At 57.2% G+C, this 16,404-nt stretch carries 16 protein-coding genes; all 16 read left to right on the plus strand.

Going from position 1 to position 16,404, the window contains the following annotated elements; genetic code table 11:
* Window positions 1-204: 204 nt before the first annotated feature.
* Complete coding sequence (mnmG, locus tag BK659_RS22200; RefSeq protein WP_123427100.1) at window positions 205-2,097, plus strand: tRNA uridine-5-carboxymethylaminomethyl(34) synthesis enzyme MnmG; 1,893 nt, start codon at window positions 205-207, stop codon at window positions 2,095-2,097.
* A 5-nt stretch (window positions 2,098-2,102) separates the two neighbouring features.
* Entirely contained in the window at window positions 2,103-2,738 is a 636-nt protein-coding gene (gene rsmG, locus BK659_RS22205; RefSeq protein WP_185015445.1) for a 16S rRNA (guanine(527)-N(7))-methyltransferase RsmG, read from the plus strand.
* 18 nt (window positions 2,739-2,756) lie between these two features.
* Entirely contained in the window at window positions 2,757-3,554 is a 798-nt protein-coding gene (locus tag BK659_RS22210; RefSeq protein WP_019694399.1) for a ParA family protein, read from the plus strand.
* Between the two features lie 9 nt (window positions 3,555-3,563).
* The gene (locus BK659_RS22215; RefSeq protein ID WP_019694398.1) at window positions 3,564-4,436 is read left to right on the plus strand and encodes a ParB/RepB/Spo0J family partition protein; all 873 of its coding nucleotides are present in this window, start codon (window positions 3,564-3,566) and stop codon (window positions 4,434-4,436) included.
* A 148-nt stretch (window positions 4,437-4,584) separates the two neighbouring features.
* The gene (locus BK659_RS22220) at window positions 4,585-4,992 is read left to right on the plus strand and encodes a F0F1 ATP synthase subunit I (RefSeq protein ID WP_123427104.1); all 408 of its coding nucleotides are present in this window, start codon (window positions 4,585-4,587) and stop codon (window positions 4,990-4,992) included.
* A gap of 16 nt (window positions 4,993-5,008) precedes the next feature.
* Window positions 5,009-5,878, plus strand: coding sequence for a F0F1 ATP synthase subunit A (gene atpB, locus BK659_RS22225; RefSeq protein ID WP_123427106.1), 870 nt, complete (start codon window positions 5,009-5,011; stop codon window positions 5,876-5,878).
* A gap of 133 nt (window positions 5,879-6,011) precedes the next feature.
* The gene (gene atpE / locus BK659_RS22230; protein ID WP_019694395.1) at window positions 6,012-6,269 is read left to right on the plus strand and encodes a F0F1 ATP synthase subunit C; all 258 of its coding nucleotides are present in this window, start codon (window positions 6,012-6,014) and stop codon (window positions 6,267-6,269) included.
* A 58-nt stretch (window positions 6,270-6,327) separates the two neighbouring features.
* Window positions 6,328-6,798, plus strand: a complete 471-nt coding sequence (locus tag BK659_RS22235) for a F0F1 ATP synthase subunit B (protein WP_019694394.1) — start codon at window positions 6,328-6,330, stop codon at window positions 6,796-6,798.
* A 12-nt stretch (window positions 6,799-6,810) separates the two neighbouring features.
* Window positions 6,811-7,347, plus strand: coding sequence for a F0F1 ATP synthase subunit delta (locus BK659_RS22240; protein WP_033059683.1), 537 nt, complete (start codon window positions 6,811-6,813; stop codon window positions 7,345-7,347).
* 21 nt (window positions 7,348-7,368) lie between these two features.
* Window positions 7,369-8,913, plus strand: a complete 1,545-nt coding sequence (gene atpA, locus BK659_RS22245) for a F0F1 ATP synthase subunit alpha (protein ID WP_054594853.1) — start codon at window positions 7,369-7,371, stop codon at window positions 8,911-8,913.
* 50 nt (window positions 8,914-8,963) lie between these two features.
* Window positions 8,964-9,824: a F0F1 ATP synthase subunit gamma gene (gene atpG / locus BK659_RS22250; protein ID WP_019694392.1), complete on the plus strand. Its 861-nt coding sequence runs from the start codon at window positions 8,964-8,966 to the stop codon at window positions 9,822-9,824.
* 27 nt (window positions 9,825-9,851) lie between these two features.
* The gene (gene atpD / locus BK659_RS22255) at window positions 9,852-11,231 is read left to right on the plus strand and encodes a F0F1 ATP synthase subunit beta (RefSeq protein ID WP_019694391.1); all 1,380 of its coding nucleotides are present in this window, start codon (window positions 9,852-9,854) and stop codon (window positions 11,229-11,231) included.
* A 44-nt stretch (window positions 11,232-11,275) separates the two neighbouring features.
* Window positions 11,276-11,701 carry a F0F1 ATP synthase subunit epsilon gene (locus tag BK659_RS22260; RefSeq protein WP_071552658.1) on the plus strand — a complete coding sequence of 142 codons (426 nt, stop codon included), beginning with the start codon at window positions 11,276-11,278 and terminating at the stop codon, window positions 11,699-11,701.
* Window positions 11,702-11,818: 117 nt separating this feature from the next.
* Complete coding sequence (glmU, locus tag BK659_RS22265; RefSeq protein WP_123427108.1) at window positions 11,819-13,186, plus strand: bifunctional UDP-N-acetylglucosamine diphosphorylase/glucosamine-1-phosphate N-acetyltransferase GlmU; 1,368 nt, start codon at window positions 11,819-11,821, stop codon at window positions 13,184-13,186.
* Window positions 13,187-13,390: 204 nt separating this feature from the next.
* Window positions 13,391-14,167: a DeoR/GlpR family DNA-binding transcription regulator gene (locus BK659_RS22270; protein WP_123427110.1), complete on the plus strand. Its 777-nt coding sequence runs from the start codon at window positions 13,391-13,393 to the stop codon at window positions 14,165-14,167.
* 1 nt (window position 14,168) lies between these two features.
* Entirely contained in the window at window positions 14,169-16,001 is a 1,833-nt protein-coding gene (gene glmS / locus BK659_RS22275) for a glutamine--fructose-6-phosphate transaminase (isomerizing) (RefSeq protein WP_123427112.1), read from the plus strand.
* The last annotated feature ends 403 nt before the right edge of the window (window positions 16,002-16,404 follow it).

Raw genomic sequence — 16,404 nt, forward strand, 5'->3', positions numbered from 1 at the left:
GCGCAGTAGAAATAAACATAAAAACAAAGATTTAATAAATTTCTCTCTTTTTAATTTCTATTACCCCGACTTCTCCACAGCTGGTTAAATTTTGTGCAAAGGGTTCTTTAGAAAGGGCGAAGTCCCTATACTTGCCGCCCAGGTCCAAAAACCTGAGCTCAAACTATTCCTGATTACCTAACTGAAGCAGGCACGAGGTGCGTGGTGGATTTCCCTTCCCGTTTTGAAGTGATCGTCATCGGCGGCGGTCATGCCGGTACCGAGGCAGCACTTGCATCAGCACGTATGGGGGCAAAAACCCTGTTGCTGACGCATAACGTGGAAACCCTCGGAGCAATGAGCTGCAACCCCGCGATTGGCGGGATCGGCAAGAGCCATCTGGTCAAGGAAATCGATGCCCTTGGCGGCGCGATGGCCATGGCTACCGATAAAGGCGGTATTCAGTTTCGCGTCTTGAACAGCCGCAAAGGCCCAGCCGTGCGCGCTACTCGCGCCCAGGCCGACCGCGTTCTGTACAAGGCCGCTGTGCGCGAGATTCTCGAGAACCAGTCGAACCTGTGGATATTTCAACAGGCGGCCGACGACCTGATCGTCGAACAGGAACAAGTGCGTGGTGTTGTCACCCAAATGGGCCTGCGTTTCTTCGCGGACTCCGTGGTGTTGACCACTGGCACCTTCCTCGGTGGACTTATCCACATCGGTATGCAGAACTATTCCGGCGGTCGTGCCGGCGATCCACCGTCGATCGCCCTGGCCCATCGTCTGCGTGAACTGCCTTTGCGCGTGGGTCGCCTGAAAACCGGTACGCCGCCGCGTATCGATGGCCGTTCTGTGGATTTCTCGGTGATGACCGAGCAGCCCGGCGATACACCGATTCCGGTGATGTCGTTCATGGGGTCCAAAGAACAGCATCCAGCGCAGGTCAGCTGCTGGATTACCCATACCAACGCCCGTACTCACGAGATCATTGCCGCGAACCTCGACCGTTCGCCGATGTACTCCGGGGTGATCGAAGGTATTGGCCCGCGTTATTGCCCGTCGATCGAAGACAAGATCCACCGCTTTGCCGACAAGGAAAGCCATCAGGTCTTCATCGAGCCGGAAGGTTTGACCACCCACGAGCTGTACCCGAACGGGATATCCACATCCTTGCCGTTCGACGTGCAATTGCAGATCGTGCAATCGATTCGCGGCATGGAAAACGCCCATATCGTTCGCCCGGGCTACGCCATCGAGTACGACTACTTCGATCCGCGTGACCTGAAGTACAGCCTGGAAACCAAAGTCATCGGCGGTCTGTTCTTCGCCGGACAAATCAACGGCACCACCGGTTACGAAGAAGCCGGTGCCCAAGGTTTGCTGGCCGGGGCCAACGCAGCATTGCGCGCCCAGGGCAAAGACAGCTGGTGCCCGCGTCGCGACGAGGCGTACATCGGCGTATTGGTCGACGACCTGATTACCCTGGGTACCCAGGAACCGTACCGAATGTTCACCTCCCGCGCCGAATACCGTTTGATCCTGCGTGAAGACAACGCCGACCTGCGTTTGACCGAAAAAGGTCGCGAACTGGGTCTGGTGGATGACGTGCGCTGGGCGGCTTTCTGCAAAAAACGCGAAAGCATCGAAGTCGAAGAGCAACGCCTGAAAAGCACCTGGGTTCGCCCGGGCACTGAACAGGGCGATGCGATTGCCGAAAAATTTGGCACGCCGCTGACTCACGAATACAACTTGCTGAACCTGCTGACCCGTCCGGAAATCGACTACGCTGGTCTGATCTCGGTGACGGGCGCCGGTGCAGAAGATCCACAGGTCGCCGAGCAGGTCGAAATCAAGACCAAATACGCCGGTTACATCGACCGCCAGCAAGATGAAATCGCTCGCCTGCGGGCCAGCGAAGACACCAAATTGCCTATGGATATCGATTACACGAACATCTCCGGTCTCTCCAAAGAGATCCAGAGCAAGCTCGGCGCGACCCGTCCAGAGACCCTGGGCCAGGCATCGCGGATCCCGGGTGTGACCCCGGCAGCGATTTCGCTGTTGATGATTCATTTGAAAAAACGCGGCGCGGGCCGTCAGTTGGAGCAAAGCGCTTGAGTTCGATGGTCACCTCGCAACACGCCGAAGAGTTATCCACAGGTGCTCGCCAGCTCGGTGTCAACCTGACAGAAACCCAGCACGCGCAGCTGCTGGGTTATCTGGCCCTGTTGATCAAATGGAACAAGGCTTACAACCTGACCGCCGTGCGTGATCCCGACGAAATGGTTTCACGGCATTTGCTCGACAGCCTGAGCGTGATGTCCTTCATCGAAAACGGCCGCTGGCTGGATGTTGGCAGCGGCGGCGGTATGCCGGGTATTCCACTGGCGATCCTGTTTCCCGAGTCGCAAGTGACGTGCCTGGACAGCAACGGCAAGAAAACCCGCTTCCTGACTCAGGTCAAACTCGAACTCAAACTGGATAACCTGCAAGTTATCCACAGTCGCGTCGAAGCTTTCACGCCTGAACTGCCGTTCAACGGGATCATTTCCCGGGCATTCAGCAGCATGGAGAACTTCAGCAACTGGACTCGCCACTTGGGCGATAGCGATACACGTTGGCTGGCAATGAAGGGCGTTCATCCCGCGGATGAGCTGGTAGCATTGCCGGCAGACTTCCACCTCGATAGCGAACACGCCCTGGCCGTACCCGGTTGCCAAGGCCAACGCCATCTGCTGATACTGCGCCGCACGGCATGATTGGGAACACAAGCAAGAATGGCTAAGGTATTCGCGATAGCGAACCAAAAGGGTGGTGTGGGCAAGACCACCACCTGCATCAACCTCGCAGCATCCCTGGTCGCGACCAAGCGACGGGTGTTGTTGATCGATCTTGATCCACAGGGCAACGCCACCATGGGTAGCGGTGTGGATAAACACGGTCTGGAAAACTCGGTCTACGACCTGTTGATCGGCGAATGCGATCTGGCTCAGGCCATGCACTTTTCCGAACACGGTGGTTACCAGTTGTTGCCGGCCAACCGCGATTTGACGGCGGCTGAAGTCGTTCTGCTGGAAATGCAGATGAAGGAAAGCCGTCTGCGCAGCGCTTTGGCGCCGATCCGTGAGAACTACGATTACATTTTGATCGACTGCCCACCGTCGCTGTCGATGCTCACGCTCAATGCTCTGGTTGCTTCCGACGGGGTCATTATCCCCATGCAGTGCGAGTACTTCGCGCTCGAAGGGTTGAGCGACCTTGTGGATAACATCAAGCGTATCGCTGAATTGCTGAACCCGAATCTGAAAATCGAAGGCCTGCTGCGGACCATGTATGACCCGCGCCTGAGCCTGATGAACGATGTGTCGGCGCAGCTCAAGGAACACTTCGGTGAGCAACTGTATGACACCGTGATTCCGCGCAACATCCGTCTGGCCGAAGCGCCAAGTTATGGCATGCCGGCGTTGGCCTATGACAAACAATCCCGTGGCGCACTGGCCTATCTGGCCCTGGCGGGCGAGATGGTTCGTCGTCAGCGCAAAAATTCACGCATTGCCGCTGCTCAGGCAACTTAAGGAATCCCCATGGCCGTCAAGAAACGAGGTCTCGGACGTGGACTGGATGCACTGCTGAGTGGTCCGACTGTCAGCTTGCTGGAAGAACAGGCGGTGCAGGCCGATCAGCGTGAGCTGCAACACCTGCCGCTGGACCTGATCCAGCGCGGCAAGTACCAGCCGCGTCGGGACATGGACCCACAGGCGCTGGAAGAACTGGCGCAGTCGATCAAGGCTCAAGGCGTGATGCAGCCGATCGTGGTTCGCCCGATCGGTGCTGGCCGCTTTGAAATCATCGCCGGTGAACGCCGCTGGCGTGCCAGCCAGCAGGCTGGCCAGGAAACCATCCCGGCGATGGTCCGCGATGTGCCGGATGAGACCGCGATCGCCATGGCGCTGATCGAGAACATCCAGCGTGAAGACCTCAATCCGATCGAGGAAGCGGTCGCCCTGCAGCGTTTGCAGCAGGAATTCCAGCTGACTCAGCAGCAAGTCGCCGAGGCGGTGGGCAAATCCCGCGTGACCGTCGCCAACTTGTTGCGCCTGATTGCATTGCCGGAAGTCATCAAGACCATGTTGTCCCACGGTGACCTGGAAATGGGTCATGCCCGTGCTTTGCTTGGTTTGCCGGAAAATCAACAGGTTGAGGGGGCGCGACATGTTGTCGCACGTGGCCTCACCGTGCGCCAGACCGAAGCACTGGTTCGCCAGTGGTTGAGTGGCAAACCTGCGCCTGTCGAACCCTCAAAACCCGACCCGGATATCGCTCGTCTCGAACAGCGCCTGGCAGAGCGCCTAGGCTCTGCGGTGCAGATCCGCCACGGGAAGAAGGGCAAAGGGCAGTTGGTGATTGGTTACAACTCCCTCGATGAGCTTCAAGGCGTCCTCGCGCATATCCGCTGAAACATTTCCTCATGTAGCGCAGAGTTCGAAATCACTACCTGACAGTTGAATAGGGGCTGAACCGCCCCTATACTCTGCGCGCATTTTGTCGGCACAAATTATGCCAAGTTATTGAATTCTGGCAGCCGGCCTTTGAGGAGCAAAAGTGATGGAAACCCGCACGCCAAACCGCTTGCCGTTCCATCGCTTGGCGGTTTTTCCCGTGTTATTGGCGCAATTTGTCGTTTTGCTGCTTGCCGCTTTGGCGCTCTGGCGATGGCATGGAGTCGTAGCCGGATACTCAGGACTCTGCGGAGGCCTGATAGCCTTGCTTCCCAATGTTTATTTCGCTCACAGGGCATTTCGGTTTTCCGGCGCCCGAGCAGCTCAAGCCATCGTCCGGTCTTTTTATGCCGGCGAGGCGGGCAAACTGATTTTGACGGCAGTGCTTTTTGCATTGACGTTCGCAGGTGTGAAGCCACTGGCGCCGCTAGCTGTATTCGGCGTCTTCGTGCTGACCCAACTGGTCAGCTGGTTCGCTCCCCTGCTGATGAGAACAAGACTTTCGAGACCTTAGGGCGTTTGAGGCAACCATGGCAGCAGAATCCGCTTCGGGCTATATCCAGCACCACTTGCAAAACCTGACCTTCGGTCAGCTACCTACCGGCGGCTGGGGCTTTGCCCATACCGCAGCAGAAGCCAAGGCAATGGGCTTCTGGGCTTTCCACGTCGATACCCTCGGCTGGTCGGTCGCGTTGGGTCTGATCTTCGTTCTTCTTTTCCGCATGGCGGCGAAGAAGGCGACTTCCGGCGTACCAGGTGCCTTGCAGAACTTCGTTGAAGTATTGGTCGAATTCGTCGACAGCAGCGTGAAGGACAGCTTCCATGGCCGTAGCCCGGTGGTTGCACCTCTGGCGCTGACCATCTTTGTCTGGGTGTTCATGATGAACGCCATCGACCTGGTACCGGTCGACTGGATCCCGCAACTGGCCGCGGCCATTTCCGGCAACCACGAGATCCCGTTCCGTGCCGTATCGACCACCGACCCGAACGCTACGCTGGCCATGGCCTTCTCGGTGTTCGCGTTGATCATTTTCTACAGCATCAAGATCAAGGGCATCGGCGGCTTTATCGGCGAACTGACCTTGCACCCGTTCGGCAGCAAGAACATTTTCCTTCAAGCCCTGCTGATTCCGGTGAACTTCCTGCTGGAGTTCGTGACGCTGATTGCCAAGCCAATTTCGCTGGCACTGCGTCTGTTCGGCAACATGTACGCTGGCGAGCTGGTGTTTATCCTGATCGCCGTGATGTTCGGCAGCGGCCTGCTCTGGCTTAGCGGCCTGGGCATTGTGCTGCAGTGGGCGTGGGCTGTGTTCCACATCCTGATCATCACCCTGCAGGCGTTTATCTTCATGATGCTGACCATCGTCTACCTGTCGATGGCGCACGAAGAGAACCATTAAGACCTGCTTCGGCTAGTCTGATGTCCCTCTCGCTTCGGTGAGAGGGGGCCCGTACCGGGCTCGATGAAACGATTTGTTTTACCGCTTTAATCTAAAAAACCTAAACCATACGACGTAAAAGTCGGGAGGAAAGATGGAAACTGTAGTTGGTCTAACCGCTATCGCTGTTGCACTGTTGATCGGCCTGGGCGCACTGGGTACCGCAATTGGTTTCGGCCTGTTGGGCGGCAAGTTCCTGGAAGGCGCAGCGCGTCAGCCAGAAATGGTTCCAATGCTGCAAGTCAAAATGTTCATCGTTGCCGGTCTGCTCGACGCCGTAACCATGATCGGCGTTGGTATCGCTCTGTTCTTCACCTTCGCGAACCCTTTCGTTGGTCAACTCGCTCACTAATCACTCGGATTTTCGAGTTGAGCAAGTCTGATGGACAACGAACGAGCGAGGTGTTGGCGTGAACATTAATGCAACCCTGATTGGCCAGTCCGTTGCGTTCTTCATTTTTGTACTGTTTTGCATGAAGTTCGTGTGGCCTCCGGTCATCGCGGCTTTGCACGAACGTCAGAAGAAGATCGCGGATGGACTGGACGCTGCCGCCCGAGCAGCTCGCGACCTGGAATTGGCCCAAGATAAAGCGGGTCAACAACTGCGCGAAGCTAAAGCTCAGGCAGCCGAAATCATTGAGCAAGCCAAGAAACGCGGTAATCAGATCGTCGAAGAGGCTGTTGATAAAGCCCGTGTCGACGCTGAACGTGTGAAGGTGCAGGCTCAGGCCGAGATCGAGCAGGAACTGAACAGTGTCAAAGACGCGCTGCGTGCCCAACTGGGTGCCCTGGCCGTTGGCGGCGCCGAGAAGATCCTGGGTGCCACAATCGATCAAAACGCGCACGCGGAGCTGGTTAACAAACTGGCTGCTGAAATTTAAGCGAGGGCGATCATGGCAGAACTGACCACGTTGGCCCGACCTTACGCTAAGGCAGCCTTCGAGCACGCCCAGGCCCACCAGCAACTGGCCTCTTGGTCAGCCATGCTCGGCCTGGCTGCAGCAGTGTCGCAAGACGACACCATGCAGCGCGTGCTCAAGGCCCCGCGACTGACGAGCGCAAACAAGGCCACCACGTTTATCGACGTGTGTGGCGACAAGTTCGATGCCAAGGCACAGAATTTCATCCACGTCGTTGCTGAAAACGACCGTCTCCCGCTTTTGCCGGAGATCGCCGCTCTGTTTGACCTGTACAAGGCCGAACAAGAGAAATCGGTAGATGTGGATGTCACCAGTGCTTTTGCATTGAACCAAGAACAGCAAGACAAACTCGCCAAGGTTCTCAGTGCACGGCTCGGCCGGGAAGTGCGACTGCACGCTGCGGAGGATGCCACCCTTATTGGTGGTGTCATCATCCGCGCCGGCGACCTGGTAATCGATGGCTCGATTCGCGGCAAACTCGCGAACCTTGCCGAAGCATTGAAATCTTGAGTTTGAAGGGGCAGCAGAGCAATGCAGCAACTCAATCCTTCCGAAATAAGTGAAATTATCAAGGGCCGCATCGAAAAGCTCGATGTGACCTCCCAAGCCCGTAACGAAGGCACTGTCGTCAGCGTATCTGACGGCATCGTGCGGATTCACGGTCTGGCCGACGTTATGTACGGCGAGATGATCGAGTTTCCGGGCGGCGTCTACGGTATGGCCCTCAACCTGGAGCAAGACTCTGTAGGTGCCGTTGTATTGGGCTCTTACCAGACTCTGGCTGAAGGCATGAGCGCCAAGTGCACTGGCCGCATCCTCGAAGTTCCGGTTGGTAAGGAACTGCTGGGTCGCGTAGTCGATGCACTGGGTAACCCAGTTGACGGCAAAGGTCCGCTGAACAACACCGAGACCGATGCGGTCGAGAAAGTTGCTCCGGGCGTGATCTGGCGTAAGTCGGTAGACCAGCCTGTACAGACTGGCTACAAGGCTGTCGATGCCATGATCCCTGTCGGCCGTGGCCAGCGTGAGCTGATCATCGGTGACCGTCAGATCGGTAAAACCGCTCTGGCGATCGACGCGATCATCAACCAGAAAGACAGCGGCATCTTCTGCGTCTACGTTGCTATCGGTCAGAAACAATCGACCATCGCCAACGTGGTTCGCAAGCTGGAAGAAAACGGCGCCTTGGCTAACACCATCGTCGTAGCTGCCAGTGCTTCGGAATCGGCTGCACTGCAATTCCTGGCACCGTACTCCGGTTGCACCATGGGCGAATACTTCCGCGACCGCGGTGAAGACGCGCTGATCGTTTATGACGATCTGTCCAAGCAAGCAGTGGCTTACCGCCAGATTTCCCTGCTGCTGCGCCGTCCACCAGGCCGTGAAGCCTACCCAGGCGACGTGTTCTATCTCCACTCCCGTCTGCTGGAGCGCGCATCCCGCGTTTCGGAAGAGTACGTAGAGAAGTTCACTAACGGTGCCGTGACTGGCAAGACCGGTTCCTTGACCGCTCTGCCAATCATTGAAACTCAGGCTGGCGACGTTTCCGCGTTCGTTCCGACCAACGTGATTTCCATCACCGACGGTCAGATCTTCCTGGAATCCGCCATGTTCAACTCCGGGATCCGTCCTGCAGTGAACGCCGGTGTTTCGGTATCCCGTGTGGGTGGTGCCGCTCAGACCAAGATCATCAAGAAGCTTTCCGGTGGTATCCGTACCGCTCTGGCTCAGTACCGTGAACTGGCTGCATTCGCCCAGTTCGCTTCTGACCTGGACGAAGCCACTCGCAAGCAGCTTGAGCACGGTCAGCGCGTTACCGAGCTGATGAAGCAGAAGCAATATGCGCCGATGTCCATTGCCGACATGTCGTTGTCCCTGTATGCCGCTGAACGTGGCTTCCTGGTAGACATCGAGATTCCAAAAATCGGTAGCTTCGAGCAGGCCATGATTGCTTACTTCAACCGCGATCACGCCGAATTGATGGCGAAGATCAACGTGAAGGGTGACTTCAATGACGAAATCGACGCTGGCCTGAAAGCCGGTATCGAAAAGTTCAAGGCCACCCAAACCTGGTAAGCCGCAGCGGGGGCCGAGAGGCTCCCGCTTGCTAACCTGATAGGTGTTACATGGCAGGCGCAAAAGAGATTCGCAGTAAGATTGCGAGCATCAAAAGCACGCAAAAAATTACCAGCGCCATGGAAAAAGTGGCGGTCAGCAAAATGCGCAAGGCACAAATGCGCATGTCGGCTAGCCGTCCTTACGCGGAGCGCATCCGCCAGGTTATTGGTCATCTGGCCAACGCTAACCCGGAATATCGCCACCCGTTCATGATCGACCGTGCTATCAAGCGCGTCGGTTATGTCGTCGTGAGCAGTGACCGTGGTCTGTGTGGTGGCTTGAACACCAACCTGTTCAAGGCTTTGGTCAAGGACATGGCGGTAAACCGCGAACAAGGCGTCGAGATCGATCTGTGCGTGATTGGTAGCAAAGGTGCGGCTTTCTTCCGCAACTTCGGCGGTAACGTCGTTGCAGCTATCAGCCACCTGGGTGAAGAGCCGTCGATCAATGATCTGATCGGCAGCGTCAAGGTGATGCTGGATGCCTACCTGGACGGCCGTATTGACCGCCTGTGCGTGGTGTCCAACAAGTTCATCAACACCATGACGCAGCAGCCTACCGTGGAGCAATTGATTCCACTGGTGGCGACCCCGGATCAAGAACTCAAGCACCACTGGGACTATCTCTACGAACCGGATGCCAAGGAGCTGCTTGACGGCTTGATGGTCCGCTACGTGGAGTCGCAGGTCTACCAGGCGGTGGTCGAGAACAACGCAGCTGAACAAGCGGCGCGGATGATCGCAATGAAGAACGCTACCGACAACGCCGGTGACTTGATCAGCGATTTGCAGCTGATCTACAACAAGGCGCGTCAGGCTGCGATCACCCAAGAGATCTCGGAAATCGTCGGCGGCGCTGCCGCGGTTTAACGGTTCAAATATTCAGAGGATCCAGCTATGAGTAGCGGACGTATCGTTCAAATCATCGGCGCCGTTATCGACGTGGAATTTCCACGCGACAGCGTACCGAGCATCTACAACGCGCTGGAAGTACAAAGCGCGGCCGGAACCACTCTGGAAGTTCAGCAGCAGCTGGGCGACGGCGTGGTTCGTACCATTGCGATGGGCTCCACCGAGGGCTTGAAGCGTGGTCTGGAAGTCAAGGACTCCGGCGCAGCCATCTCCGTACCGGTCGGTAAAGCGACCCTGGGCCGGATCATGGACGTACTGGGTAACCCGATCGACGAAGCTGGCCCGATTGACACCGAAGAACGCTGGGGCATTCACCGTCCTGCGCCGTCCTTCGCTGAACAAGCTGGCGGCAACGACCTGCTGGAAACCGGCATCAAGGTTATCGACCTGGTTTGCCCGTTTGCCAAGGGCGGTAAAGTCGGTCTGTTCGGTGGTGCCGGTGTAGGCAAAACCGTAAACATGATGGAACTGATCCGTAACATCGCCATCGAGCACAGCGGTTATTCCGTGTTCGCCGGTGTGGGTGAGCGTACTCGTGAGGGTAACGACTTCTACCACGAGATGAAGGACTCCAACGTTCTGGACAAAGTGGCACTGGTTTACGGTCAGATGAACGAGCCGCCGGGAAACCGTCTGCGCGTAGCACTGACTGGCCTGACCATGGCCGAGAAGTTCCGTGACGAAGGTAACGACGTTCTGCTGTTCGTCGACAACATCTATCGTTACACCCTGGCCGGTACTGAAGTATCCGCACTGCTGGGCCGTATGCCTTCGGCAGTAGGTTACCAGCCGACCCTGGCTGAAGAGATGGGCACTCTGCAAGAGCGCATCACTTCCACCAAAAACGGTTCGATCACTTCGATCCAAGCGGTATACGTACCTGCGGATGACTTGACTGACCCGTCGCCAGCGACCACCTTCGCCCACTTGGACGCCACCGTCGTTCTGTCCCGTGACATCGCTTCCCTGGGTATCTACCCAGCAGTAGATCCACTGGACTCGACTTCGCGTCAGCTGGACCCGAACGTGATCGGTCAGGACCACTACGACACCGCTCGCGGCGTTCAGTATGTTCTGCAGCGTTACAAAGAACTGAAGGACATCATTGCGATCCTGGGTATGGACGAGCTGTCGGAAACCGACAAGCAGTTGGTATCCCGCGCTCGTAAGATCCAGCGCTTCTTGTCGCAGCCGTTCTTCGTGGCTGAAGTCTTCACCGGTGCTTCGGGTAAATACGTTTCCCTGAAGGACACCATTGCTGGCTTCAAAGGCATCCTCAACGGTGACTACGACCACCTGCCAGAACAAGCGTTCTACATGGTCGGCGGCATCGAAGAAGCGATCGAGAAAGCCAAGAAACTGTAATCCCGGCGCCCGGCAACGGGCGCTAATCAGGTTGAGGCAAGCAGATGGCTATGACAGTCCATTGCGACATCGTCAGCGCGGAAGGAGAAATCTTTTCCGGTCTGGTCGAGATGGTGATTGCGCACGGCAGCCTGGGTGATCTTGGTATCGCTCTGGGTCACGCACCGCTGATCACTGAACTCAAGCCAGGTCCGATCCGCCTGATCAAACAGGGTGGGGAAGCCGAGGTGTTTTACATCTCCGGTGGTTACCTCGAGGTTCAGCCGAACATGGTCAAGGTTCTTGCCGACACCGTGCAACGTGCTGCCGACCTGGACGAAGCCTCCGCTCAGCAAGCCGTTCAGGCTGCCGAGAAGGCCTTGCATGAAAGAGGCGCCGAGTTCGACTACGGTTCCGCTGCCGCACGTCTGGCCGAGGCGACAGCTCAGCTGCGCACCGTCCAGCAGATCCGCAAGAAGTTCGGCGGCTGATAAGCCTCCCGCTTGTTGTGTGATTGATTAAAAAGGGTAGCCTCGGCTACCCTTTTTCTTTTTTTGCAATTCATCTCTTGGTCGCAGCCGCTGACCTCCCAGGATTGGTAGCCAGTCATGTCACTTGAAATCGTTATTCTTGCTGCCGGTCAAGGCACTCGCATGCGTTCGGCACTGCCGAAGGTTCTTCACCCGGTGGCGGGCAACTCGATGCTTGGCCATGTTATCCACACTGCCCGCCAACTTGATCCACAGCGCATTCACGTGGTGATTGGCCACGGTGCCGATGCAGTGCGCGAGCGCTTGGCTGCAGACGACTTGAATTTCGTGCTGCAGGACAAGCAACTCGGCACGGGCCACGCGGTGGCCCAGGCTGTGCCGTTCATTACCGCCGATACCGTGTTGATCCTTTACGGTGACGTGCCGCTGATCGAAGTCCCGACCCTGCAACGCCTGCTCAAGCTTGTGGCGCCACTGCAGATGGGACTGTTGACCGTCGAGCTCGATGACCCGACGGGTTACGGTCGCATCGTGCGTAATGCTGACGGTCGGGTGACCGCTATCGTCGAGCACAAAGATGCCAGCGAAGCCGAGCGTACGATTACCGAAGGCAACACCGGCATTCTGGCGGTGCCGGCCAGTCATCTGGGCGACTGGATGAGCCGGCTCTCCAACAACAATGCCCAAGGCGAGTACTACCTGACCGACGTGATTGCCATGGCCGTCAGCGATGGTCTGGTAGTGGACACCGAGCAACCTCACGACGCGATGGAAGTGCAGGGCGCCAACGACCGCAAACAGCTCGCAGAGCTGGAGCGTCACTATCAGTTGCGTGAAGGCCTTCGTCTGATGGCTCAAGGCGTGACGCTGCGCGATCCGGCACGTTTTGATGTACGCGGTGAAGTGACTGTCGGTCGTGATGTGCTGATCGACATCAACGTGATCCTTGAAGGCCGTGTGGTCATCGAAGACGACGTGGTCATTGGTCCGAACTGCGTGATCAAGGACAGCACCTTGCGCAAAGGCGTAGTGATCAAGGCCAACAGCCACATCGAAGGCGCGGTGCTGGGCGAAGGCAGCGATGCCGGTCCGTTTGCACGCTTGCGTCCGGGCACTGTGCTGGAAGCCCGCGCCCATGTGGGTAACTTTGTCGAATTGAAGAATGCCCATCTGGGTGAAGGCGCCAAGGCCGGTCACCTGACCTATCTGGGCGATGCCGAAGTCGGCGCGCGGACCAACATTGGCGCGGGCACCATCACCTGCAACTATGATGGCGTCAATAAGTGGAAGACGGTCCTGGGTGAAGACGTATTCATTGGCTCCAACAACTCGTTGGTGGCGCCTGTGGATATCCTGGACGGCGCGACGACTGCGGCGGGTTCGACGATTACCTCGAATGTGGATAAGTCCCAGTTGGCCGTTGGTCGGGCTCGGCAGAAGAACATCGATGGCTGGAAGCGACCGGTGAAAATCCAGAAGAGCTGAGTTATCCACAGATCGTAAGATCAAAAGATCGCAGCCTGCGGCAGCTCCTACGGAATAGGTGTACCCGATCCCCGTAGGAGCTGCCGCAGGCTGCGATCTTTTTATAGGTTACCCACAGATATTTTTTTGATGCGCCAGCTTGACGAAGTTTCGCCGATAGGTTTTGATTGCTTTCGTTATCTTTCGAATCGAAACTTACCAGTCATGTCGAAGCGCAATACACCACAACGTCGCCACAATATTCTTGCCTTGCTCAATGAACAGGGCGAAGTCAGTGTGGATGAATTGGCCAAGCGTTTTGAAACCTCGGAAGTTACAATTCGCAAAGACCTGGCGGCGCTTGAAAGCAATGGCTTGTTGCTACGCCGTTACGGCGGCGCGATCACCATGCCGCAAGAGCTGGTCAGTGACCCGAGCCAATCCGTCTCCCAGTACAAGCAAGCCATCGCCAGAACCGCGGTGACGCGGATTCGTGAACATGCGCGGATTATCATCGACAGCGGTAGCACCACCGCCGCAATGATTCCGCAACTTGGCCAACAGCCGGGTCTGGTCGTCATGACCAACTCCCTGCACGTCGCCAATGCGCTGAGCGAACTTGAACATGAGCCCGTGTTGTTGATGACCGGTGGAACCTGGGATCCGCATTCCGAGTCATTCCAGGGGCAGGTCGCCGAGCAGGTCCTGCGCTCTTATGATTTCGACCAGTTGTTCATCGGTGCCGACGGCATTGATCTGGTGCGCGGTACCACAACTTTCAACGAGCTGCTCGGTCTTAGCCGAGTAATGGCCGACGTGGCTCGTGAAGTGATCGTGATGGTCGAATCCGACAAGATCGGCCGCAAGATTCCAAACCTGGAGCTGCCCTGGAGCAGCGTCCATACCCTTATTACCGATGATCGCCTGCCGCAAGAGGCTCGCGACCAGATTCAGGCCCGCGGCATTAACGTGATATGCGCGGCAGTCAGCCAGGAGATATAGCATGTGTGGAATTGTCGGAGCAGTCGCGGAACGTAACATCACCGCCATTTTGCTCGAAGGTCTCAAGCGCCTCGAATACCGCGGCTACGACAGCGCCGGTGTGGCGGTTTACACCAACGGCGAAAAACTCGAGCGCATGCGTCGCCCGGGCAAGGTCAGCGAGTTGGAACAAGCGCTGGCCGCCGAGCCTCTGACCGGCCGTCTGGGTATTGCCCACACCCGTTGGGCGACTCACGGTGCGCCGTGCGAGCGTAACGCTCACCCGCATTTCTCCGGCGATCTGGCGGTGGTGCACAACGGCATCATCGAAAACCATGAAGCCCTGCGTGAGCAGCTGAAGGCACTGGGTTACGTCTTCACCTCGGACACCGATACTGAAGTCATTGCCCACCTGCTGAACCACAAACTCAAAGAGCTCCCTGACCTGACCGTTGCCCTCAAGGCCACCGTCAAGGAACTGCACGGCGCCTATGGCCTGGCCGTTATCAGCGCGCAACAACCGGATCGTCTGGTCGCCGCTCGCAGCGGTAGCCCGTTGGTGATCGGCCTGGGTCTGGGCGAGAACTTCCTCGCGTCCGACCAGTTGGCACTGCGACAGGTTACTGACCGCTTCACGTATCTGGAAGAAGGTGACATCGCCGAAATCCGCCGTGACAGCGTGCAGATCTGGGATGTCGACGGCAAAGTTGTCGAGCGCGAAGCGGTGCAGTACCGCGATAACACCGAATCCGCCGAGAAGGGCGAGTTCCGTCACTACATGCTCAAGGAAATCCACGAGCAACCGTCGGTCGTGCAACGTACCCTGGAAGGTCGCCTTGGCCCGAACCAGGTGTTGGTACAAGCGTTCGGCCCACAAGCTGCCGAACTGTTCGCCAAGGTCCGCAATGTACAAATCGTCGCCTGTGGCACCAGCTACCATGCCGGTATGGTCGCGCGTTACTGGCTCGAAGAACTGGCCGGGATCCCGTGCCAGGTCGAAGTTGCCAGCGAATTCCGTTATCGCAAAGTGGTCGTGCAGCCAGATTCGCTGTTCGTGACCATCTCCCAGTCCGGTGAAACGGCTGACACCCTGGCTGCACTGCGCAATGCCAAAGAGTTGGGTTTTCTCGCCAGCCTGGCGATCTGCAACGTCGGCATCAGCTCACTGGTGCGTGAGTCCGACCTGACCCTGCTGACCCAGGCCGGTCGCGAAATTGGTGTGGCATCGACCAAAGCCTTTACCACTCAGTTGGTGGGTCTGTTGCTGTTGACCCTGTCTCTGGGTCAGGTGCGTGGCACCTTGGACAAAGACATGGAAGCCGAGCTGGTGGAAGAGTTGCGTCGCTTGCCGACTCGTCTCGGCGAAGCGCTGGCCATGGACAGCACCGTCGAAAAAGTCGCTGAGCTGTTCGCCGACAAGCACCACACGCTGTTCCTTGGCCGTGGCGCGCAATATCCGGTGGCGATGGAAGGCTCGCTCAAGCTCAAGGAAATCTCTTACATCCACGCTGAAGCCTACCCGGCCGGCGAGCTCAAGCACGGCCCGTTGGCACTGGTCGACGACGACATGCCGGTGGTGACGGTGGCACCGAACAACGAGCTGTTGGAGAAGTTGAAATCCAACCTGCAGGAAGTTCGTGCCCGTGGCGGCCAGCTGATTGTGTTTGCGGATGAGAAAGCCGGCATGAGCAATGGCGAAGGCACGCATGTGATCAACATGCCGCACATCCACGACATCCTCTCGCCAATCCTCTACACCATTCCGCTGCAACTGCTCTCGTACTACGTCGCCGTGCTCAAAGGCACTGACGTTGACCAGCCGCGTAACCTGGCGAAGTCGGTGACGGTGGAATAAACGCTGCAGCTGGTCGCGTGTTTCCAGCGGGTGAATGAAAGTCCCTCGAAGCCCCCATTTTATGGGGGCTTTTTATTACGGGCTGTTCTGCTCCGACGTTGGCTCACCGGCCGGAGAGTGGGCATTCTCAAATACGCAAAAATTGCTTCAGGGTTATGCTCCTGTAACATTTCGAAACGTACAATCCGCACCGGAAAAGCTACACGTTGGTGTCGATTTCGATGGCGTGAACCTCAGGCCGCATCTGCCAGCGAATGACATTTTGTCATTCTTGCCCGAATGTTCATTCCACTCCCGTTCAGGAGACTCCAGCCATATTAGTGTGGCGTCTCTCCGTCGTTTTATTACCCCGCTAGAGTGTACTTAGCTGTGCTTCAACTGCCTGTTGAGCCGTTCTGTGCGC

The sequence above is a fragment of the Pseudomonas brassicacearum genome (assembly GCF_003732225.1).
In the GTDB taxonomy this organism is placed as follows: domain Bacteria; phylum Pseudomonadota; class Gammaproteobacteria; order Pseudomonadales; family Pseudomonadaceae; genus Aquipseudomonas; species Aquipseudomonas brassicacearum_E.